Here is a 20,759-nt window from a genome sequence, read left to right as displayed (position 1 = left end):
GTGCACAAATGGCCAATTACGCACGGGCACGATCTAAACCAAAACCAAACCACAGATGCTGGCCATGGGAACAGGCGGTCCACCATGGCCGGGTGAAACCCAACGCATCTCCCATCCGCATGTTTTGAACAACCGGGCCACATCGATTCCAAATCCGGACATGGAGGGTCTGGCATACTGCGGATACCGGCAGGTGCCAGCGCCCTTGAGCGCCAGGCACGCATCGTCGTCATCGCAAAAGATTTGTTTGCAGGATCCACCGGCATACGCTTGTGCGTTGCCGAACCCCGCCTCGATGGCCGCCTTTTCCATACCGGCGGCGATCTCATGCAGCAGTCGGAAAATCGCGCGGCTCTCGGCGGAACGCGACAGGCTTGCGGCATCGATCATCTCGGCCGGCACATCGATCGTAACAAATAGGGCGTGCGTCCGCCTTTCAAGCTGCTTTCTCAATACAGAAGGACCGGCCACATGGGGTGGACAACTCTTCGACAACCCGTAATTGGGACACCGCGGCTGCCGGCATAAATCGGCCAAGGCATCGTTGACCACGATCCGCCCGGCCGGAATAATGGCCGCTCGGCTGGCCCCCAATGTGCGGGCATGCTCCACAAGACCCATCAGTTGATGCGCGTTTTCCATTCGATCAGCTTTTGTATGTGTACTTTGGTTGCCTCTTCCAGCCGGGTGCGAACCTTTTGCGCCTCGGGCGCGGTCAGCTTGAATAGTCTGAAAAAGGCCGTCTCCAATAGCGATTTTTCGATATCGATCGCCATGTTCAAAAACCGCTTCAGATCCGGCGGCTCCTTGGATGCCCGTTCGATCTGCTTTTCTACGTAATCGATGGCCGTCTTGACGGACTGAACCGTAAACTTGGTGCTTTCCAGTGGTATCCTGCCCTCTTTTTGAAAGAGATTAAGTTTGTCGACCCACTTGGCATGGAGTCGCTCTTCTTCGGCGAAGACCAGCCACTCCTGCTTCGTTTCAGGCAACTTGGATGCAAACGTCTCATATAAAGCGGCGATAGACAATTCATGCTTCGCGAGGAGCTGTATCAGCTCATCAATCTTTGTGGGGACCATGTTACTCCCATTCCAAAGCCTGAGTGACTCCTTTGAAGAAATTTGCTTTCTTGCCGGCACCCGTCCAGGGATTTTAACTGAACGCTATTCATTAAACCCGGCGTGGATGGAACAGGTGGCCAAGGCCACCTGCCCCACCCATGCCTGCCAATTCCGTTGCCATGAGAATTCAGCTTCCATCACACACCGTCATCGGCCAGGGCATGGAGCGCGGCGAATGGCTCTCCTCGTCCAGCTGTGAAGAACAGCGCGCGCAGCGGATCGGCTGTGGCCTGGCGGATGAAATCCGCAGTGCGGGCCTGACGGGTTTTGCTGTCGATATTTTTGACGATCCGGTATTTCACTTCCGACGCGGACAAATCCACGACCAGGGTCGAACCGCCACGGAACACGAATTCCGGCAGACCGTTTTTCCGATCTTCCTTCATCCGCTTCGACTGTGTCAAGGCCACGATGACCTGGGGGATGGGCTTACCGTCTGGGCTGATGCGCAGGGAGCGGCGCAGTTCGTGGACCTCGAAGCTCTTGTCGGCCGGATCTATTCCCAATTCTTTGGCAAAAAACGGCGCCGCAGCGAAGATCTCTTCGAGCTGCTGGTGCAATCTCACTCTGTGCCCGCGCGTTTTTTTGAAGAGGGCCTCGCGGTTTTCCATGTAGAAGCAGGCGTCCGAAAATCGTTTCAGGTCCCTGATGATCGCGTTGTACTTGTTCATCAACACACGCGCCGCCTTGGAACCATTGGACCAGTCGAATCCCTGCCAACGCAACGTATCCACCGAGAGGGTACGCAGGGTATCCCGGGAGGGCGCGCCGAGATTGACCGGGTAGATGCCTCGACGGCGGAAAGCCTCCACAAACGCTACCCGATAGTTGTGCCGGTCATCGGCCACCAGGTCGAAATCGGCGGTTATGAGGGCGCGCAGGTACTCGAAGAAGGTTACGTCCACGGGAGGCAGGTAGTCGAGGGCGCGGATGCAGATATTGAGGACATGCTTGGCCGATTTAACGGCCTCGTCGGCGAGCCGCCGCGCCAGATCCGGGTGTATGGCGCCTTGGGGCAGAATCCCGGTGCCGCCCGTATAGATGCGCAACAGGTCGGCGATACGGGACTTGTAAATGGCGAGAAACGCATCGAAGACCGCGGCCACCAGCACGGCGCCGCGCGCATGCGGCGTCAGTCGCCGCTGGAGCTCTTCGGGATCGGGTTTCAGGCGCTTCCAGACACCGTCCTCCATATGTCCGATGGCATCGCGCAGTGCCCCGCGTCCGCCCGTCGCGCGGCCGAACTGGATGGCGAGGCTGCCGAGCATGGATTCGGTTTCCAGATCGCCGCGCGTCCGCTTGATCTCGGCCTCGAGGATCTCCGGAATGGTGAAATGCTGCATGAGGGCGACGATGTCGGCGAACGCCTCGTGCAACGCGAGCACGTCCGCGTTGGTCGGCTCGTTGAAACGGCGGTGCATCCCGTCCAGAACTGCGTGGGTGGTCTCATGGGCGACAATATCATGCGACAGGCAGGCGTAGATGCGGCTGCCGGGCACATGATGGCCGGGATCGTCCGCTCCGGCCTCGAAGTAGCCGAACAGGAGCGCCACCTCCTGGGGGCTGTAATAGGCGTTGGCCTGCCGAAGCGCGTGGGGCCGCACGGCCAGTTGGCCGACGAAGGCGCCGTCGTCATTGGGGTCCTGGGGATTGGGCCGGGGCCGCCACAGGACCGGCCGGCCCAGGGCATGCTCGAAGTGTTCGATGGTCTTCATGGCCACCGCGTAGACCATCTGCTGGTGGAACTGGGGGTTGCCTTCCGAAGGCGCCCAGCCGTCCTGGGCAAGTATTCGGGGATCTTCCAGGTCCACGGGGTCGTAGATCTTCCCGGCGTCATCCATATCATGGACGGCGAGATATTCTCCGCAAGGCCCCTTCTTCAGGGGTTCCCAGCGCACGTTGAGCACCACCTCGTTGATGCCCGCGGTGTGGAACTGGGTGGAGAGACTGGGGTCAACGGCATAGACCCGAATGCGGCGGTAGGGCGGATCGCCGAGCGCCGGCTGGGGATGGGAACCGAAGGCGCCTTGCTCCTCCTCGGTTCCGGCCTTTCCTATGTCCTTGCGCGGCGCGGGCTTTCGGGCCGCAACCGGGTAGCGAGCCAGGACGTGCTTTCGCAGGGCCTGGGATATCTGCGGATCTTCGATGATGGCTTCCATGAATTGGGTGAGGGCCTTCTCGTCGAGCGGCTCACCCGCATCTGGATCGGGCACGATCTTCTGCAGCGCGGGGTTGAGCATCCAGCGCTGAGCGATCTCGAGGTTGAACATCTCTTCACGCGGCGGCGGCATCACCACGCCGAGACCGGTGATGACCCGCAGAAAGGCGAACCAATCGCTGTCCGAAGGGGTCTGTTCGAGGCCCAGCACCGGTCTTACGGTCAGGGCGTCGAAGGCTTGCAGAATGCCGCGGCCCATCCGTTTCTGATCGATGCCCTTGACCCTGGCGCTCTTGAACAGGGCGTGGCGGACCGCTTCGACCCGTTGCCAGTCGCGGGGCAGCTCATTTTTGAACTTTTCGAACCACAGTGCCGCGGCCGCCGCCACCTGGGGGGTCGCCGCAGAAGTGCCCTCGCCGTTGAGCCGCACCATCTCCTCGCATCCGAACAGGGCCCAGGGAATGTTCGGCGTGTAGGCCGACAGCGCCACCTTCATCATGCTTTTGGGACCGTAGTTGCCCTCCATCGTGGTCAGGCCCTTGAGACCGGCATAGGGCTTGTGATTGGCCATCGCCCCGCAGACGGCCAGAACCCTGCCGTAGTGGGCCGGATAGACGATATGCCGCGTCGGCAGGCCGTTCACATGTTACCCGCAGCGGCCACGAGGCAGAGCCCGCTCAAATAAGCCTTGTCCACCGCCTCGCGCCAGGCGCGCGAAGGCAGCCCGCCCATGCTCATGGTCACCACGTCGCAATGCTGGACGACGGCATAGTCCAGGGCCCGGGCAAAGGCGCTCGTGTAGAGCAGCACCACGCTGTCGGCGATCCGGAGGGGTAGAACCTCCGCCTCGGGCGCACCGCCGAGATCAATGTCGCCGAAGCCCGGCACCTTGCCGCCGGCCAGGATGCTGATGGTGCCGGTGCCATGGCCGGAATTGTCCAGCAGAAGACGCCGATTGTCCGGGTCCTCGGCGCTGTGCGGATCGGCGTCGCCGCTCACGAAGTTGCGTTCCAGGTGCCGCAGGACGTGCCGGGGCGTGGTGCAGTGCGCCCGGTAATAACCCGTGTCCAGGTGGGCGATGCGCGTCCGCGGCTCGGTGAAAGCCACGGCGTCCCGCGCCTTGCCCAGTTGCGTATAGTCTTCGCCGAGATGCCAGGCGAAGCGATCCGGCCCGAGCGCCTTGCCGTGGCCGCCGTCCTGGGGGGTGTCGACGCACTGCTCGCCCACCGCAAACGCCTGGCCGACCTTTCGCTCGGTGACATCCGGGTAGATGGTATGGACCATGTCCGGCTCCACAAAAATGACGTCCGATTCGGCGACGCCGAGCTCGCCGGCGACCCTTGCGTGAGCCAGGTCCCAGGGATTGATGGCGCCCTTGGGCAGATCGGCCAGAAACCACTGCGGTTCGGTGCCGAATCCGAGCATGGCCGCTTTGGCCTGGGGCGTGTCGTAAAGCGGGCGCAGATGGGCCCGGGACTCCGCCGCCTTGAGCGTGGGAGAGGGGCGGAGCTTCACGAGCAAACGGTTTGCAGACACGGTCGCAGTTTTGTCGTTCATGGCGCATGCCCTCCTTGGAGTTGATGCTGAATGCTCCTGTTGATCGAAATTTCCATCGTCGGCCGACGTATGTCCCAGGACATCATCCCGCCAGCGAAATCGAATCGACACCATTTGCCCGGCTGCGTTCAACTCAAGAAGAGAATCAGGTGGGAAAGAGGATACGGCTGACATGCCGCCCCAACCCGCCGAGAGATAGATGGTGATTCTGGAGATATGAATTGGATCGGTCGCCTTGTCGTTATGACTATTGCAACAGATGCGGAAAAACAACCAAATTTTAACCGCACCTATTTGACTTTGAACTGGACCTGGCTCGTGTGCTTCTCTTCTCCCGCACCGCCCTGTATGTCGGAATCGACCACGAAGAGGCGGCCGGCGGCGATGCCGCCCGCGTCGATGAGGTGGTTCTTGGCAGCGTTGGCGCGGGCCAAGGCAAGCTGGCGCAGGGCGTCGGTGGAGATCTCGATGGCGGTGACGAGCAGTTTTTCCATCTCGTCGGGTGTGATCGCTTTGAAATTGCCTTTGTCGTCGCGCGGCTTGGGAAAGTCGGCCGCTTCATAGGCCTGGCGAATCAACGCCGATCGCTCTTCGGGGGAGATCTCGATCTCCTCGATGGGAACGGCGCGGCCCAGGGATCTGAGCTTGATGTTTTTCAACCGGCGCTCGAACCGAAGCCGGCGCAGGGTGTTGCGGTCGGCGTCGGGATCGATGCGGCCCTGGATGTCCAGGTTGAGGGCCGGCCGCTCGGTCAAGGCCTTTGCCAGAATGACCAGCTTTTCCCGAGCGGCATCGGTCGTCTCCGCGCTGCCCGGCTCGAACTGCAGGTACTGCAACTCCTCTCCGCCGCCGAACAACGCGCCGAGCATCTTGAAGGGCGCGCTGACGATATCCACGATCAGATTCTGCAGCACGGTGAGGATGGCGCTGCCCAGGCTGAACTTGGGGTCGTCGAGCGATCCTTTGACCGGCAGATCGAGGTCGATGTTGCCTTTGCTGTCCTTGAGCAGGGCGATGGCGAGCTTCACCGGCAGCTTGGTGGCCTGGGGGCTCTTCACCGGAGCTCCCAAGGTGAGTTGATCGACGGCCACCTTGTTTTGACCGACCAGGAGATTGTTCTCCAGGTGATAGTCCAGATTCAGGGAGAGCTGGCCCTTATCCAACTCGTAACCCAGATATTTGCCCGAATAGGGGGCGTAGGCGCTCAGGTCGATGTTGGCGAAAACGATCTTCATATTCAGGAAGGGTTTTTCGATCAGAGGGTTGATCTGTCCGCTGATCTCGAAAGGGATCTGGGGGCCGGTGGTGCCGCGCAGCAGCACCTCGGCCCTGGATTCCCTGATCGAGGCCAGGCCCGATATGTGGCCGCCCAGGTCGCCCAGAACCGCTTTCACGTTGGGCTCAACGAGCCGATCCATGAAGTCCACAGTCCCCCCCTGCAGGGTGATGGTGTTGATGCGAATGGCCCCGGACCGATCCTCCTTGACACGCACACCGGCCGGTCCGTCCTCGGCCACGGGCTTCAGGATGGTCTTAATATTGGTGGTGCCGTCGGGATAGACGACCACTCGGCTGAAAAAATCGGTCAGGGCGACTTCGTCGATGTCCACCCGAAGAGGCGCGCTGCTCATGTCGATCCCCGAAAGAAAAAGACTCTTCCAGGATACGAAGTCTCTGTTTTTGATGCTGTCCGCGGCGTTTATGTCATTCAGGGCGGCCTGACCGGCATAGTGGATGTTCGTTGCCTGATCCGCGCTGGATGCGATCTTCAGGGTCCCCTGGGTAGCGGCCCCGCCACGAGTCACAGTCAAATTCAAGAACTGGCCGATGTACGGCTGAACCGGGCGGAGGTCCAATTCCGCGGCGTCGATCTTCAACTCTGCCTGCAGCGGCGCCGGGGTCAGGGTGCCCTCGGCATTGAAATGACCCCGATCGCTCCATAGAAGAGCGAATGTCACCTTGGCCTGGGTATCGGTCCGGGTGCTAACCCCCTGGGCCGAAGCCGATATCTCGTGGGCCTCGATGTGGGCCGGCGGATCGGAGAACTGGAAATCGGTGAAATCAAGGGCATAGCCTTCCAGCTTGAAGTCGCCCAGGTCCACCTGCCAGGTGGGCTGCGAATCCACCGCCGGCTTTTGCTCCCGGGGCGTTCCGGCCTGCACGACGGGACTGTCGACCCGCGAGTTGTCCAGCGTGTCTACCCGAGTATCGACCAGGGTATCCACCAGGGTATCCAATAGATCGATGCGGCCGTCGGCGCCGCGGACGAGCGCGATCCTGCCGTCCCGGGTGAAAATGCGGCCCGCCGCCAGGGTGCGCTTTTTCAGATCGACGGCTGCCTCGGCCACCTCGACATGCGGCAGCGTCACCATGGGTTGCGCCTTGTCCCCATCCGCGCGTGCGATCTGCAGGTCGACCATCTGCAGCCCGATCGGGTCGATACGGCCGCTATCCTGGACCCAGACCGCATCCGCGTTCACATCGACCTTACCGCCGGTGATGCGCCCCTTGAAATAGGGCTGATAATAGGGGGCGTAGCGGGCCAGGGAACACCGGCGAGGCGCAGGCCGGCCCGGACCGAGAGAGGGGCCATGACGGCCTGGCCCTCGACGTTAAGGGTTTCTCCAGCGTCACTGACGGCGCTGAAGCTGAATTTGGCCGGATCGACGCCATCGGCGGTATCGAACCCCTGCACCTGGATCTCGATGGCCTGCCATCGGGTGACGAACGGAGCCGATGCGGCGCGATCCTCGAATGCGACTCGGCCGTCGGTCAGGGCCAAGCGGCCGAGCATCATGCGCATGGGTTTCGCGTCCTTGTCAGCTTCTTCGGCCGGGGGCGGCGGAATGAGGTCGGAAAAGTTGAACCGCTTCTCCTTCATGCGCACCACACACAGGTCGGCGCCGTCCAGTTCCACGGTTTTGACGATCAGGGCGCGTTGCAGCAGAGAGGAGAGTTGCGCGTTGAGATAAATCCGGCGGGCGGCCATGAAAGGCGCATCATCCTTTTCGGTGACGGCCAGATTGAGAAGCGTGACGGAAAGGGTGTAAGGATTGAAGCGCGTGGATTCCAGGGCGACCTTGCGCTGGATCAAACCGGGCAGCCGGTTGACGACGCCCCGCTGAATCACCAGGGGGACGATCAGGAAACCGGCCAGTGTGTAGAAAAGCAGCAGGCCTATTAGAATCCAGATGGCGATCCGGTATCGACCGAACCCATCGGTGATCGAACGTTTCATGCGCCTGGCCTTTCCTGGAAGGATCAATGGCGGCCGGGGCGGTCCCGGGAAAATCAGGACCCTATTTGACGCACAGCACCGGGCAGGGGGCTTCGAGTATGACCTGGCGCGATGTCGATCCGAAAATTAATTTGCCCAGCTGGGAACGCCGGCGCAGACCGATGACGATTTCATCGATCTCATTCTCCCTGGCGTAGCGCACCAGGTCCTCGGCCACGGACATGTTCTGCTGTTGGGACATTTCGATTTTACACTTGATATTGCACGCCTGACATAACATTTCGCTGTCTTTGAGCCCTGACTCCAATCGCGAATTTTTGGGGCTGTCCATTTTGCCGTTCACGGCCGCAGCAAAAATGTGAAGTTCCCCCTGCAGAGCCTTGGCACGTCTCTGGGCGATGGTCAATGCCCGCTGTGCCATGTCCGAACCATCATATCCAACCAAGATTTTCATTCGCTTAGAACTCTCCTGTAGAACAGATCTTTTTGGAACATGCCGATTTTTTTAAACGTCGGAGAATGCCAGACAACCCATAAAAAGTCAATCAAATATCCAAAACGGGAGGGATTCTAACTGAATGCCATTCACCAAATCCGGCCCGGGTGGGACAGGTGGCCGATGCCACACGCCAAGCGGTCAAGAGCCGGTAACATGCACGGCGGGCGGCCCAGAAACTCGCTGCGCTCAAACAGTCTGGACCGCTTGTCCGCCGTTTGCATTCAACCGGCACTAGCGACCGCTGGCTGACGTGGCCCCGGCCACCTGCCCCACCCGGGTCTGCCATCTCCGCTGCCATGCGAATATTTTTAGCAAACATGCACTGGAAAGCAGGCCTTTAAGGGTGAATCACATTCAGTTAGAATTGCTGCCAATACGGCAGGGATTTCAACGCAATGTGTTCCACACCAGCCGGGTCTAATCAATGGCGTTCAACAGGAATCGTTGGGCATCCTGTTTGATTATTGCCAGCATCCGGCGAAAACGTTACATTCGGCCCGATGAATCCGCTCAGCCTCACATACGACCAGCTTGTGGAGCAGCTCCAGCGGCGCTATGGCCGCGGTCCGTTCCATGCCGGTGCGCTCTACCGCGCCTTCTACAACAGGCCGGCGCTGGATCTGCGGGAAGTGCCTGAATTCAGCGGTTCTCCGGAACTGGCGCGACACATCGGCCAGGATCTGAAGGTGCACCTGCCGAAAGTGTCCGGCCGGATCCAGGAAGAGGGTGTGACCAAGCTGCAGTTTCGCCTGGCCGACGGTCTGGTCGTGGAAACCGTACTCATCCCCATGGTGCAGCACACAACGGTGTGCGTCTCCTGCCAGGTGGGCTGCCGCATGGGCTGCCGCTTCTGCCAGACCGGGCAGATGGGATTGCTGCGACCGTTGTCTGTGGATGAAATAGTGGCCCAGGTCTTTATGGTCAAGATCCATATGGGATTGGATGTGCGCAATGTGGTCTTCATGGGCATGGGCGAGCCCCTGGATAATTTCGATGCAGTGATCCAGGCTATCGCGGTCTTATCGGATCAACGCGGCCTGAATATCGCCAAGCGGTACATCACCCTCTCCACAGTGGGATGGGTGCCGGGCATCGAGCGGTTGGCCGCCTTGAACTGGCCGCAGCTCAAACTGGCCGTCAGTCTCAATGCGGCCGACGATGCGCTTCGAAGCAACCTGATGCCCGTCAATCGGCGGTACGGGCTCGGGACGCTCCGGGCGGTCCTGGAGGGCTTTCCGTTGGCCCGGGGCAATGTGTTGCTGGTCGAATACGTCCTGATCCGGGATGTCAACGACCGGCCTGAAGATGCCCGCCGGCTGGCGCGCTTCGTGTCGGGGCTGCCGGTGCGCGTCAATCTGATCGTCTACAACCCAAGGGAGGCGTCCCCGTTCGAGGCGCCCTGGCCTGAAGAGGTCGAACGCTTTCGCCGCGCCCTGGTCGACCTGGGAGTCTTCGTGCGCCTGCGTGGCCCCAAGGGGGCCGGCATCCGCGCGGCCTGCGGCCAGCTGGGGGGCGTTTCAGGCGGACCGGTCGGATCCTGACTTGGGGTTACGCAGAGGTTGGGAGCGTTTGCCGCTGATCGCTTCGATATGGATTCGCCAGATCCTGAGGCCCGGACCGGGCGACACCAGGGGCATGTGCCGCTCCCGGGCGTAATGCCGCACGATGTGATGGAGCGCCGCCGCTTTCTCGATGGGGTCGTCCAGCTCCTCGATGCGGCCCTGGCCGGCCACGCTCTCGAAGGCGAAGCTCCATTTACAGGGCGTGGGGGCCTCCAGCAGTCGAAGATCGGTCTCCATGGCAAAGGCGACTTGAGGGTTGCGGCGGATCAAATCGATCTTGCGCCCTTCGGGCGCGGTGTGAACGTATAGGTGCCGGCCGTCGTATCCGAAACAGACCGGGATTACGTAAGGCGCATCGTCGGCGGCCAGAGCGAGGTGGCAGATCAGGCAACGATCGATGACGGCATCGATTTCCGAGCGGTGGACGATCTCTTTTTCAGAGCGCTGCATGGGCATGTCCAAAACTCACCTTACCGGTCGTTGATCCCGAACAGGGCAGCCGCGTTGAGGCCGCAGACCTTTTCTTTTTGGCCCTCGTTCAACCCGGCCTGGGCCATCTCGTCGAAATAGCGTTTGGGCGCGAGCAACGGGTAGTCGGTGCCGAAAAGCACCTTCTCCTCTCCGGCCAGTTCCATGGCCAACCGGTAAATATCGGCCCGGTAGAGAAACGGAGAGGCCGCCGTGTCGAACCATACGTTGGCCAGGACCTGGGAAACTTCCTTTTTCATCAGCTTGTACCAGAAAATGCCGCCGCCCCAGTGGGCCAGAATCAGTCGGTTTTCGGCGTACTTCTTGATCAGGGCGTAGATCTGGGCCAGGGTGTTGCTGGTTTTGCCGGAATACGAATGGCCGACGGGTTCGTTGGTATGAAGCATCACCGGGCAGTCGAACCGGCGCGCCAAGTCCATGATGGCGTCCAAACCGGCCAGATACTGACAATCCATGTCCGAACAGTAAAAGGCCAGCTCGCCGACGCCGGAAATGCCGGCCTGCAGGCAGCGCTCGACCTCCCTGGGCGCTTCGGCTTGTTCGGTGTCCATGCAGCACAGGCCGATCAGGCGATCGGGATGACGCTGGACCGCTTCGAGGATGTAGTCGTTGTGGCGTCTGAAGTGGTCGGCCGTGCGCCAGGGAAACCCGAAGGTCACCGCCTTGTCCACCCCATGGGCATCCATGGCCGCCACCAGTTCGTCCGCCCCGACCATCCTGGACTTGGGTGACGCATAGAGCAGTTCGAAGGCCGGTTCGTTGTCAAAATAACGGTCGCGGCGGTCGCGCATGTCACAGGGAAATATATGGGTATGTGCGTCGATAATCATATGGGGCTGTTTTGGTTCTTATCCGGTGATAGAAAAAGCATGTCCAACAGCAACGGCTGATAGCATATCAACCTGAATTTGTCTTGCCCTTTCCGGTTGCCGGTCAGCGGTTCTAACTGAATGTGATTCGCCTTCAAGGCATGCTTTCCAGTGCATGTTAGATAGTGCCCATCCACAAATGGCCAATTTGCCCAATATCTGCGTTCTGCTCAAAATTTTATCCTCGGAATATCAACTATATGCCTGCTGTAAAATTTTTCGCACGCCTTGATCTCAACCAAATTTACCTATTTGTGGGCGGACAATAGATAACAATATTCGCATGGCAGCATAAATGGCAGGCCCGGGTGGGGGCGGGTGGCCAGGGCCACGTGAGCCTGCGGTCTTAGAACCAGTTAAATGCAAACGGCGGACAAGCGGCCCAGACTGTTTGAGCGCAGCGAGTTTCTGGGCCGCCCGCCGTGCATTTTACTGGCTCTTGACCGCTTGGCGTGTGGCATCTGCCGCCTGTTCCACCCGGGCCGGATTTCAGTAATGGCATTCAGTTAGAACCGCTTGTTGCCGGCCCCGATGCCGCCCAGGCAAAGACCCCTTCACCCAGCAGGCCGTTGCAGAGCCGGATCGTTTCCACGGTCGGCCCATGGCACACGTTGACCAGGGCCATGTCCAGGCCGACGGCGGCCAACATGGGTACGAACGCCTTTTCCAGGGAAATCTTGCGATCGAGCGGCATGGCGCCGGATGCGAGATTGGAAATGCCGGCGATGGTGCGCACCGGGGTGCCCAACAGATCGGGTAGCGCACCGATCACCTCGAGCACGGCCCGATTGTGACGCGCACCGTCCTGCCAGGAGAGGGGTGCGATGACCGGATCGAGGATCAACCGCCGGGGATCGAGTCCGCCATCGGTAACGGCTTGAAACAGATCAACGGCCAGGGCCATCATGTCGGCCGCGTCGATGGGGACCTGGCTGTTGGGGTGCAGAAGGTAGCCGATCAGGTCGGCATCGAACTGCACGGCCAGAGGCAGAATCCGTTCGAGTTTGGCCGGCTCCAGAGAGACCCCGTTGACCATGGCCCGGCCCCGACAGGCGGCCAGGCCGGCGGCCATGGCCGCGGGATTGGTCGTGTCGAGCAACAGCGGCAAATCGGTCATGGCCTGGACGGTTTCGACCAGAAAGACCATGGCCGCTTCCGGGTGTTTGCGCAGGGGACCCGGATTGAGGTCCAGCCCCTGGGCGTCGTTTTGCAGGCACGCCTCTACCATGGCCCGCACAGGGACCGGGTCCAGGGAGGTCAATGCCCGGGCAAACAGCGGCTGCATGACATGCAGGTTGTCGGCGATGATGATCATGGTTTCAAATACACTTCCAGAACGTGTTCGTGCGGCTGCCGGTAAGGGTGGCGCCGAGACGCCGCATCGATTCAGGGATATACAGGGTGCCATGAAAAAGATCAAACCACCGGCGCGAACGACAGGGATCATTCATGGCATTTTTCGCCGGTTTGATGTATAAAACCGACGATACGAGGACTTGCCATGGGCGCCAACGATACGCATATTGGCGTTGTCATTTCATCCGGCGGGCCGGAAATTCCGGGTGCGGGCTTTCAATAATGCCCCGCGCCTTCGTTTCGGACGGCTGATCTATAAAGAAAGGAAACAACAGTGGTTAGACTAGAAACCAGCATGGGCGACATCTTTTTGGAATTGAACGCGGAAAAGGCCCCTCAAACGGTAGCCAACTTCCTCTCATATGTGAAAGCGGGCCATTACGACGGGACCATCTTTCACCGGGTGATCGACGGATTCATGATCCAGGGCGGCGGCATGACCGCCAACATGTCGGAAAAACCGACCGGTGCGCCCATCGAGAACGAGGCCGACAACGGCCTGACCAATGATCCCTACACGGTGGCCATGGCGCGCACCATGGATCCGCACAGTGCCACCGCGCAGTTCTTCATCAACGTGAAAAAGAACGACTTTCTCAACCATACCGCCAAAAACGAGCGCGGCTGGGGCTACGCGGTCTTTGGTAAGGTGGCCAAGGGTCACGCGGTAGTCAACAAAATCAAGGGAGTCGCCACCGGGCGGGCCGGCATGCATGACGATGTGCCCAAAACGCCGATCGAAATCATCAAGGCCGAGGAGGTCGACAGCCTGCCGGAATAGTCCCGCTCTCCGCCTTTCCTATTGCACGCACAGCTCTCCTGGCACCCCGGCCCCTTCTTCGAGAAACTGATAGGGCCGGGGTGATTTGAACCTCATCCGGACGCACCTCGCTTGAATGGCAAAGCATTGGCCATGGGCCAGCCCGACGGCGACTTAAACGACCCGTCCGTCAGCCCGTGAACAACCCTATCTTCCCGAACCGGAGCCGCGATTATGAATGTCGTTTACCTCTCCCCCCAGTTTCCACCCCAATACTACCTTTTTTGCCAGGCCCTTAAAACCGAGGGGGCCCATGTGCTGGGCATCGCCGACACCCCCTGGGACCAGCTGGCGCCAGAGGTCCGCCAGGCCTTGACCGAGTACTACCGGGTCGACGACATGAACGACTACGACGCCCTGGTGCGTGCCTGCGGCTATTTTACCCACAAGTATGGCAAGCTGGACCGTTTCGAATCCCTCAACGAGTATTGGCTGGATACCGAAGCGCGTATTCGCGACGACTTCAACATCTTCGGCATCCGTGGTGACCAGATCGGCACCATCCGTCGCAAGTCTTTGATGAAAGAACGGTTTCGCGCCGCCGGCGTGACGGTCGCCGCCGGCCGGGTGGTGGAAGATATTCAGGATGCCCGCGCCCTGATCGCCCAGACCGGTTACCCGGTGGTGGCCAAACCCGATGCCGGCGTCGGCGCGTTGGACACCTTCCGCCTGGACAACGATGCGGACCTGACCGCCTTCTTCCGGAACAAACCGCCGGTCCAATACATCATGGAGGCCTTTGTGCACGGCACCATCTACTCATTCGACGGACTGGCCGACCGCCAGGGTAACCTGCTGTTCTACACGGCGCACACTTACAGCCAGGGCATCATGGAAACCGTAAACGAGGCGCGCCACGTCAGCTATCATTCGCTGCGCGAGATCCCGCCGGAACTGGAGCGGCTGGGGCGGCGGTGCGTGCAAAGCTTCGCGGTGCGCGAGCGTTTCTTTCATTTCGAATTCTTCCGCACCGGACCCGATCGATATACGGCGCTGGAGGTGAACATGCGTCCGCCGGGCGGCTATACCACCGACATGTTCAACTTCGCCTGCGACATCGACATCTACCGCACTTGGGCCCGGCTTCTGGTTCACGGAAAAACCGATCTGGAGTATTCCCGCAAGTACCACTGCTGTTACGCCAGCCGGAAAAACAGCATTTCATACCGCCACCATCACGATGAGATCGTCTCGCGATACGGCCCTCAAATAGTGCAGGTAGCCAGCGTACCCGGCGTCTTCAGCAGTGCGCTGGGCGACGTGGGCTATATCTTCAGATCACCGCGCACCGAAGATATAGAAGAGATCACGGCCTTTATCCACGCGACATAGTCAAGCAGGAGCTCAAATGCACATCGAAGAACATGCATGGCACAGCCCAGCCCTGGGACGCGATATGTCCCTGAAGGTCTACGGCCACTGGGGCGATCCCTTCATCGTCTTCCCCTGTTCCCGGGGCCGCTATTTCGACTACGAAGGGATGGGCATGGTGGCGGCCATCGCCTCCGTTATCGACGGCGGTCGCATCAAACTCTTTTGCGTGGACAGCATCGACAGCGACTCCTGGTACGACTTTTCCGTCCCCCCGGCGCACCGCAACGCGCGCCACGAGGATTACGACCGCTATGTCACCGGCGAAGTGGTGCCGTTCGTGCGGGCGCATTGCCATCAACCCGAAGCACGCCCCATGACCAACGGGTGCAGCATGGGCGCCTATCATGCCCTCAATTTCTTTTTCAAGCATCCGGACCTGTTCCAGGGCACCGTCGCCCTGAGCGGCCTCTACCGTCTCGACCGCGCGGAATTCGGGCTGGGATCGGACGACCTGCCGGCGGTCTATTTCAATTCCCCGCTCACCTACCTGGCCGGTTTGGTCGATGGGTACATCCTCGAGCAATACCGGCAACGCACCATCGTGGTATGCGCCGGACAAGGCGCCTGGGACGAGGAGGCGCTGGCGGACACCCGCCATCTGGAAAGCATCTGCCGGGAAAAGGGCATTCCGGCCTGGATCGACATCTGGGGCCACGATGTGAATCACGACTGGCCATGGTGGTACAAACAGATGAACTATTTTCTGGGACACCTCTATCCTTGACCCCATTGACGCCACTGCTTTTGTCTTGAGCCGATCCAGGGAGTTGGGCTAAATAGAGTCAGAGTCGCCACTTTTACCGCTATCCGTTAAAACGGCAACAACCCCACTGGGAGCGCGTATGGACAAGACCACCGAAACCGAAAATATCGCCGTCTTTTGCGACTTTGAAAACGTAGCCCTGGGCGTCAAAGAAGCACGCTACGACGCCTTCGATATCGCCAAAGTGCTCGAACGTCTCCTGCTCAAGGGCAGCATCGTGGTCAAGAAAGCCTACTGCGACTGGGAACGGTACAAAGACTTCAAGGCGGCCATGCACGAGGCGGCATTCGAGCTGATCGAAATTCCCCACGTGCGTCAATCGGGCAAAAACTCGGCCGATATCCGCATGGTGGTCGATGCCCTGGACCTGTGCTACACCAAATCCCACCTGGATACCTTTGTCATCATCAGCGGGGACTCCGACTTTTCACCGCTGGTGAGCAAGCTGCGCGAAAACAATAAGATCGTCATCGGTGTGGGGGTTAAAAACTCCAGTTCCGATCTATTGATCGCCAACTGCGACGAGTTTATCTATTACGACGACCTGGTGCGCAAAAAGAAGGCACGCAAAAAGTCGACCCGCAAAGCGGCACGTCAGGGAACCAAGAGCAGCGTGCCCGAAAAGGACGCCGAAGAGCGTACCCAGGAGGCGCTGGATCTGATCATGGAAACCCTCGAGGCCCTGGCCGAGGAGCGCGGCTCGGAAGAGAAGATCTGGGGCTCCATGGTGAAACAGACTCTCAAGCGCCGGCGTCCGGGTTTCAACGAGTCCTACTATGGCTTTCGCTCGTTCAAACGCCTGCTCGAAGAGGCGGCCGCCAGGGACTTGATGGAGCTGGAACCCGATGAAAAGTCGGGCGGGTATATCATCAAACGTTTCCATCAGGAAGACGAGTAGCGAGATCCTCGAAGCAAGCGCCTGGCTTCAATTCCCGCCAATTCCGCTGGCCCACGGTTTTCCTTCCTAAACATAACGTCACTGCATGCCGTCGTTCCCAATTCAGTGAACGGAAGTGATCACGCCTCCATGCCCTGGCAAGCCAATTGCAATATTCCATAGTGCCGATCGCTCGTCTGGATATTCGAGTCCACTTTCGCGCCTGTACCGCCGCTCGCCAAACGATGCGCAACAACTTGTAACACCAGGATATTTGAATTCATCCCCCGCTGTTGACACAAACGACGGATGATCCAAGTGGTCCCAAGAAATGAGGCGATTCATCCCGGAAGGAGAAATTTTTGCATCCAGTGTCATCAAAAGTGCACCCCTTGATCGATGGACGCCGTAAAAGGAATGATACGATGACCCTACCGGCCAACATTCTCGTGGTTGAAGACGATACCCATGTGGCAACCGTATTGGAAGCGCGTTTGAGCTCCTTTGGCTACCATGTGTGCGATATCGCACGAACAGGCCCAGCGGCGGTTCGCATGGCTGTCGAGCAATCCCCGGACCTCATATTGATGGACATTCTGCTGGAAGGCGACATGAACGGGGTCGAGGCCGCTGAATTGATTCACAATCAAAAAGACATCCCCATCGTTTTTGTCACCTGCTTGAGCGATCAGGTCTTGCTGGAACGCGCCGTCAACGCCAATGCCTATGGCTATATACTCAAGCCCTACGACAATGCCGAGCTGCGCTATACGATCGAAATCGCACTGATCAAATACCGCGCCACCAAAGAGCGCGAACGATTGATCGCCGACCTTGAAAAGGCGCTGAATGAAGTCAAACGGCTCAGCGGATTGTTACCGATTTGCGCTTCCTGTAAAAAAATCCGCAACGAGGAGGGGCGGTGGCAGCCCATTGAAGTGTATATCCATGAGCATTCGGAAGCGGACTTTTCCCACAGCATCTGCCCCGAGTGTGCCAGGGTGCTCTATCCCGAACTGGACCACTCCCGGCGATAACGAAAAATTTATCTTCCGATGGTCAAGTCCAAGGCGCATGGAAATTTGAACCGCAGGCATATGGTCGATATGGCTAAGATCAAATTTTCCGCGCAACACCGAAATCGGGCCAATTGGCCATTAGTGGATGGACACTGTTCGAGCATTACTTGTTTCGCGGGAACCCCATGATCAGGGGCAACGTCAGCAGGGGCACCAGCGCCAGGGCCGTCAAGGTGGCGTGAATGGAGTAGAGATCGGCCATTTTCCCCACCAGGGGCGATACGATACCACCCAGGCCGAAGGCAAATCCCATCATCAGGCTGGCCACCATGGAGCGCCCTTTGGGGGCCAACTGCTGGGCCAGGGCAACGCCCAGGGGCATGGTGGCCAAGACGAAGATACCGGCCAGAACGACGCCCAGGTAGACCCATGCGCCTTCGAGGCAAAGCAGCAGCAACAGGACCGGTGCCATCAGTCCGTGCGTGAAAATGAAAATCTTTTTAAACCCCATCCGATCGGCCAGGTGCCCGGCGGCCAGACCACTGAAGGTGCCGGCCATGGTGAACAGCGAAAAAAGAAGACCGGCCGACACCACCGAAAAGCCTTTCTGGACATAATAGACCGGCATGAAGGTCATGAAGGACTGCCCGACGATGGCACGCAGCACCATCACCATCCAGATCAATCCCACCGTTTTCCAGGCCGAACCGAGGCTCTCCTTGATCGATCCGACAAACCCCAGGGAACGCATCCCTTCGCTTTGGGGCACCGGAACGACGGCAAACAGATAGACCACCACCATCAAACCCAGCAGCATGGTGTAGGGCACCGCCGTCAGGCCGAAGCGAGTGGCAAACCAGGTGATGAAGAGCGGCCCGATCCCGAAGGCCAGCGTGCCACCGGTGTTGAATACCGACATGGCGAACCCGGGATTGCGTCCCGAATACAGCGGCACCATGCCGGTGACCGGCGGATGGAACATGGACGAACCCACGGAACCGAGCGCAACGACCACGAGAAGCGACCAGAAACCAATGGAGATCCCCGAAAGGGGAATGAACACGACCGTCATGATCAGGCCGGTGAGTAGGTACCCTCGGGTCGGATAGCGGTCGGCCATGTACCCGATAAACGGCTGCACGATAAAGGCCAGCAACCGGTTGACACCGGCGATGACGCCCACAGCGGTCATGGAAAGTCCCATCTTCTCAACAAAAAGAGGAAACAGGGGCGTGGTGAACGAACTGTAGAAATCACCCGTGAAGTGCACCAGGGTCAGGGCGGCCAGTATCTTGATATTGGCTTTTGCGGAAGGCATCACGAAGTTAAACCCATCCTTATTTAAAATGGGGATTTTTATGCCATGACGGGGCTGTCCAGCGCGATCCCGGCATCAGTGGCGGCACTATAGGGACCGTCCTGTGGGGCGTCAACCGGTTTTACCGATCGAATTTATCAATCGGGAGGAAAAGGGATTCAGATGTTGTCCGGCATGGATATCTGCAACCAGCACCGGAGGCACTGATCGACCACGCCATCGCGCAACCGCGCTTTATTCACGGGAATCAGTCCGACTCGCATGGAGACTTTCTGATCTTCACCCCACGGCCACCAAGCCACACAGAGAACCAGGTTGTGCAGGGCATAGGTAGTGAACAGCACCTGACCGGGCATGAGCCCGAATTGGCTGTCGACCCACTCGATGATCGAGGCGTTTTCGGGCGGAGTGGAAGTAAAATTCCAATGATGGCGGAACTCTTTGAACAGGGGAAAAAAAACAAGCTCGGCATCCTCGCCTTCGAGAACGACCATGGCCATATGTCGTTTGTCATCCCATCCCCAGGCATAACCTGCCGGGATATTAAGGCATATTTTACGACATATCTCCTTGAAGGGTGCCAGATCCTCCAGTGTAATCTTCATACGGCGTCCTTGCATCCGTCTTCTGTCCGCCCCTGTAGATGACTGCCTCGGGCCTTATTTTGGTAATATCGGCCCTTTGTGGTGATCCTTGAATCATTTTATTAGCGCCGCACCCTTCCGGCACTGGCACCACCATCGGCGTTTCCTGTTGAAGCTGATCCCATTATCTGCAAATGTGCCCGTTCATGCTGGCCCTCGATGGCCATGTAAAAAATCGTTGCCAGGAGTGTCCCGATGATCCGAGTGACCTGGACCGGTGCCGCCGGTCTCCAATTTGAAACCGGCCAACATACCATCCTCATCGACCCCTATCACACACGGGTGGGCATTTTTCATACCCTGACCCGCGTCATTGTTCCGAACGAGGCGGCCATCTCCACCCATCTGCCCGATATGAAACAGATCGATGCGATTATCGTGAGCCACACCCATTCGGACCATGCTCTGGATGTGCCTTATATCGCCGGTCATTGCGACTGCACGGTGGTGGGCAGCGCCTCGTTGAACACGTTGATGGAAATCAACGGCCTGCCGAATCGGGTGCAGGTCTGTTCCGGAAGGGAAACGGTGCCGTTGGGAGAGAATACGGCGGTCACCATGGTGCCATCGGCCCATGGTCTCGTGGCGATGGGAAAGGTACCCTTTCCGGGAGAAATTGGGGCTGACAGTTGCCTGCCCATGAAAGCCAGCGGCTATCGCGTGGGAACGGTATTCGCCCCCAAACTCGCCATCCAGGGCAAAACCTTCATCCATGTGGGCAGCGCCAATTTCATTGACGCCGAAATGGCGGGGCACACCTGTGATGTACTCTTTCTATGCGTGCCGGGTTGGAAAAAATGCCGGGGGTATCCCCGGCGGCTGATCGAACGGGTCCGACCGCAAACCGTGGTCCTTTTCCATCATGACGATTTTTCCAGGCCCCACATTAAGGGAAGCCGCACCAGAAGCCTGCCGTTTACGGATATCCAGGGGATGGTGAAGACGATCGAGAGGTGTTTTCCTGAGCTCGAGGTAGTGGTTCCGGATGTGTATGACACCTTCGAATTTTGAAAACCCCGACAACCTCGTTGCGGACGGCCAAACAAAAAAAGATGGATCTGCAGCCTGTCGCAGATCCATCTCGATGGGTCT

At 59.1% G+C, this 20,759-nt stretch carries 20 protein-coding genes; 8 read left to right on the top strand and 12 right to left on the bottom strand.

Features of this window, described 5'->3' with window-relative positions; genetic code table 11:
* Positions 1 to 33: 33 nt before the first annotated feature.
* The 7 genes from DFT_RS00380 to DFT_RS00350 form a co-directional block, all read right to left on the bottom strand.
* Entirely contained in the window at positions 34 to 642 is a 609-nt protein-coding gene (locus DFT_RS00380; RefSeq protein ID WP_083453235.1) for a DUF2284 domain-containing protein, read from the bottom strand.
* On the bottom strand, positions 621 to 1,082 hold the full coding sequence (locus DFT_RS00375) for a hypothetical protein (protein ID WP_054029272.1): 462 nt from the start codon (positions 1,080 to 1,082) through the stop codon (positions 621 to 623). The genes DFT_RS00380 and DFT_RS00375 overlap by 22 nt, the downstream gene beginning before the upstream one ends.
* 179 nt (positions 1,083 to 1,261) lie before the next feature.
* On the bottom strand, positions 1,262 to 3,925 hold the full coding sequence (locus DFT_RS00370) for a S8 family serine peptidase (RefSeq protein WP_054029271.1): 2,664 nt from the start codon (positions 3,923 to 3,925) through the stop codon (positions 1,262 to 1,264).
* The gene (locus DFT_RS26910; protein WP_054029270.1) at positions 3,922 to 4,839 is read right to left on the bottom strand and encodes a S8/S53 family peptidase; all 918 of its coding nucleotides are present in this window, start codon (positions 4,837 to 4,839) and stop codon (positions 3,922 to 3,924) included. The genes DFT_RS00370 and DFT_RS26910 overlap by 4 nt, the downstream gene beginning before the upstream one ends.
* Before the next feature lie 290 nt (positions 4,840 to 5,129).
* A complete protein-coding gene (locus tag DFT_RS00360) occupies positions 5,130 to 7,319 on the bottom strand; it encodes a DUF748 domain-containing protein (protein WP_054029269.1) in 2,190 nt (729 codons plus the stop codon).
* Entirely contained in the window at positions 7,316 to 8,077 is a 762-nt protein-coding gene (locus DFT_RS00355) for a DUF748 domain-containing protein (RefSeq protein ID WP_054029268.1), read from the bottom strand. The genes DFT_RS00360 and DFT_RS00355 overlap by 4 nt, the downstream gene beginning before the upstream one ends.
* A 61-nt stretch (positions 8,078 to 8,138) precedes the next feature.
* Positions 8,139 to 8,531 (bottom strand): universal stress protein, encoded by a 393-nt coding sequence (locus DFT_RS00350; protein ID WP_054029267.1) that lies wholly within the window; start codon positions 8,529 to 8,531, stop codon positions 8,139 to 8,141.
* Between the two features lie 545 nt (positions 8,532 to 9,076).
* Here DFT_RS00350 and rlmN point away from each other — a divergent pair.
* Positions 9,077 to 10,117 carry a 23S rRNA (adenine(2503)-C(2))-methyltransferase RlmN gene (gene rlmN, locus DFT_RS00345; RefSeq protein WP_076750340.1) on the top strand — a complete coding sequence of 347 codons (1,041 nt, stop codon included), beginning with the start codon at positions 9,077 to 9,079 and terminating at the stop codon, positions 10,115 to 10,117.
* Here rlmN and DFT_RS00340 read toward each other — a convergent pair.
* The 3 genes from DFT_RS00340 to DFT_RS00330 all read right to left on the bottom strand — a co-directional run bounded on the left by DFT_RS00340 (position 10,094) and on the right by DFT_RS00330 (position 12,811).
* Positions 10,094 to 10,594: a pyridoxamine 5'-phosphate oxidase family protein gene (locus DFT_RS00340; RefSeq protein WP_054029265.1), complete on the bottom strand. Its 501-nt coding sequence runs from the start codon at positions 10,592 to 10,594 to the stop codon at positions 10,094 to 10,096. The two genes, rlmN and DFT_RS00340, sit on opposite strands and share 24 nt — an antisense overlap.
* Before the next feature lie 14 nt (positions 10,595 to 10,608).
* Positions 10,609 to 11,457, bottom strand: a complete 849-nt coding sequence (locus DFT_RS00335; protein WP_054029264.1) for an amidohydrolase family protein — start codon at positions 11,455 to 11,457, stop codon at positions 10,609 to 10,611.
* 541 nt (positions 11,458 to 11,998) lie between these two features.
* On the bottom strand, positions 11,999 to 12,811 hold the full coding sequence (locus DFT_RS00330) for a dihydropteroate synthase (protein WP_054029263.1): 813 nt from the start codon (positions 12,809 to 12,811) through the stop codon (positions 11,999 to 12,001).
* Between DFT_RS00330 and DFT_RS26065 the strand changes: the two genes are divergently transcribed.
* The 6 genes from DFT_RS26065 (at position 12,801) to DFT_RS00305 (ending at position 17,723) form a co-directional block, all read left to right on the top strand.
* Complete coding sequence (locus DFT_RS26065; RefSeq protein WP_161807056.1) at positions 12,801 to 12,974, top strand: hypothetical protein; 174 nt, start codon at positions 12,801 to 12,803, stop codon at positions 12,972 to 12,974. The genes DFT_RS00330 and DFT_RS26065 overlap by 11 nt on opposite strands.
* Positions 12,975 to 13,126: 152 nt before the next feature.
* On the top strand, positions 13,127 to 13,633 hold the full coding sequence (locus DFT_RS00325; RefSeq protein WP_076750315.1) for a peptidylprolyl isomerase: 507 nt from the start codon (positions 13,127 to 13,129) through the stop codon (positions 13,631 to 13,633).
* Positions 13,634 to 13,846: 213 nt separating this feature from the next.
* Positions 13,847 to 15,004 (top strand): ATP-grasp domain-containing protein, encoded by a 1,158-nt coding sequence (locus DFT_RS00320; protein ID WP_054029261.1) that lies wholly within the window; start codon positions 13,847 to 13,849, stop codon positions 15,002 to 15,004.
* A 16-nt stretch (positions 15,005 to 15,020) separates the two neighbouring features.
* Entirely contained in the window at positions 15,021 to 15,770 is a 750-nt protein-coding gene (locus tag DFT_RS00315) for an esterase family protein (RefSeq protein WP_054029260.1), read from the top strand.
* A gap of 118 nt (positions 15,771 to 15,888) precedes the next feature.
* A complete protein-coding gene (locus DFT_RS00310; protein WP_054029259.1) occupies positions 15,889 to 16,707 on the top strand; it encodes an NYN domain-containing protein in 819 nt (272 codons plus the stop codon).
* Between the two features lie 404 nt (positions 16,708 to 17,111).
* Complete coding sequence (locus tag DFT_RS00305; protein ID WP_054029258.1) at positions 17,112 to 17,723, top strand: response regulator; 612 nt, start codon at positions 17,112 to 17,114, stop codon at positions 17,721 to 17,723.
* 145 nt (positions 17,724 to 17,868) lie between these two features.
* Here the strand turns inward: DFT_RS00305 and DFT_RS00300 are convergent, their stop codons facing one another.
* Entirely contained in the window at positions 17,869 to 19,023 is a 1,155-nt protein-coding gene (locus tag DFT_RS00300; protein WP_054029257.1) for an MFS transporter, read from the bottom strand.
* Between the two features lie 158 nt (positions 19,024 to 19,181).
* Complete coding sequence (locus DFT_RS00295) at positions 19,182 to 19,628, bottom strand: hypothetical protein (RefSeq protein ID WP_054029256.1); 447 nt, start codon at positions 19,626 to 19,628, stop codon at positions 19,182 to 19,184.
* A 234-nt stretch (positions 19,629 to 19,862) separates the two neighbouring features.
* On the opposite strand from DFT_RS00295, the gene DFT_RS00290 reads away from it, so the two are divergent.
* Positions 19,863 to 20,678, top strand: a complete 816-nt coding sequence (locus DFT_RS00290; RefSeq protein ID WP_054029255.1) for an MBL fold metallo-hydrolase — start codon at positions 19,863 to 19,865, stop codon at positions 20,676 to 20,678.
* Positions 20,679 to 20,759 lie beyond the last annotated feature (81 nt).

The sequence above is a fragment of the Desulfatitalea tepidiphila genome (assembly GCF_001293685.1).
Classification (GTDB): Bacteria; Desulfobacterota; Desulfobacteria; order Desulfobacterales; family Desulfosarcinaceae; genus Desulfatitalea; species Desulfatitalea tepidiphila.
The sequence above is the reverse complement of the archived record's forward strand: the minus strand, read 5'-3'. Positions and strand labels throughout refer to the sequence as shown.

What these genes read in the sequence shown, in the direction of transcription:
- DFT_RS00335 (WP_054029264.1), bottom strand. Translation starts at nt 11,457, where the DNA reads ATGATTATCGACGCACATACCCATATATTTCCCTGTGACATGCGCGAC.
- DFT_RS00350 (WP_054029267.1), bottom strand. Translation starts at nt 8,531, where the DNA reads ATGAAAATCTTGGTTGGATATGATGGTTCGGACATGGCACAGCGGGCA.
- DFT_RS00320 (WP_054029261.1), top strand. Translation starts at nt 13,847, where the DNA reads ATGAATGTCGTTTACCTCTCCCCCCAGTTTCCACCCCAATACTACCTT.
- DFT_RS00330 (WP_054029263.1), bottom strand. Translation starts at nt 12,811, where the DNA reads ATGATCATCATCGCCGACAACCTGCATGTCATGCAGCCGCTGTTTGCC.
- DFT_RS26065 (WP_161807056.1), top strand. Translation starts at nt 12,801, where the DNA reads ATGATGATCATGGTTTCAAATACACTTCCAGAACGTGTTCGTGCGGCT.
- DFT_RS00355 (WP_054029268.1), bottom strand. Translation starts at nt 8,077, where the DNA reads ATGAAACGTTCGATCACCGATGGGTTCGGTCGATACCGGATCGCCATC.
- DFT_RS00380 (WP_083453235.1), bottom strand. Translation starts at nt 642, where the DNA reads ATGGAAAACGCGCATCAACTGATGGGTCTTGTGGAGCATGCCCGCACA.
- DFT_RS00375 (WP_054029272.1), bottom strand. Translation starts at nt 1,082, where the DNA reads ATGGTCCCCACAAAGATTGATGAGCTGATACAGCTCCTCGCGAAGCAT.
- DFT_RS00290 (WP_054029255.1), top strand. Translation starts at nt 19,863, where the DNA reads ATGATCCGAGTGACCTGGACCGGTGCCGCCGGTCTCCAATTTGAAACC.
- DFT_RS00300 (WP_054029257.1), bottom strand. Translation starts at nt 19,023, where the DNA reads ATGCCTTCCGCAAAAGCCAATATCAAGATACTGGCCGCCCTGACCCTG.
- DFT_RS00310 (WP_054029259.1), top strand. Translation starts at nt 15,889, where the DNA reads ATGGACAAGACCACCGAAACCGAAAATATCGCCGTCTTTTGCGACTTT.
- DFT_RS26910 (WP_054029270.1), bottom strand. Translation starts at nt 4,839, where the DNA reads ATGAACGACAAAACTGCGACCGTGTCTGCAAACCGTTTGCTCGTGAAG.
- DFT_RS00315 (WP_054029260.1), top strand. Translation starts at nt 15,021, where the DNA reads ATGCACATCGAAGAACATGCATGGCACAGCCCAGCCCTGGGACGCGAT.
- rlmN (WP_076750340.1), top strand. Translation starts at nt 9,077, where the DNA reads ATGAATCCGCTCAGCCTCACATACGACCAGCTTGTGGAGCAGCTCCAG.
- DFT_RS00305 (WP_054029258.1), top strand. Translation starts at nt 17,112, where the DNA reads ATGACCCTACCGGCCAACATTCTCGTGGTTGAAGACGATACCCATGTG.
- DFT_RS00340 (WP_054029265.1), bottom strand. Translation starts at nt 10,594, where the DNA reads ATGCCCATGCAGCGCTCTGAAAAAGAGATCGTCCACCGCTCGGAAATC.
- DFT_RS00295 (WP_054029256.1), bottom strand. Translation starts at nt 19,628, where the DNA reads ATGAAGATTACACTGGAGGATCTGGCACCCTTCAAGGAGATATGTCGT.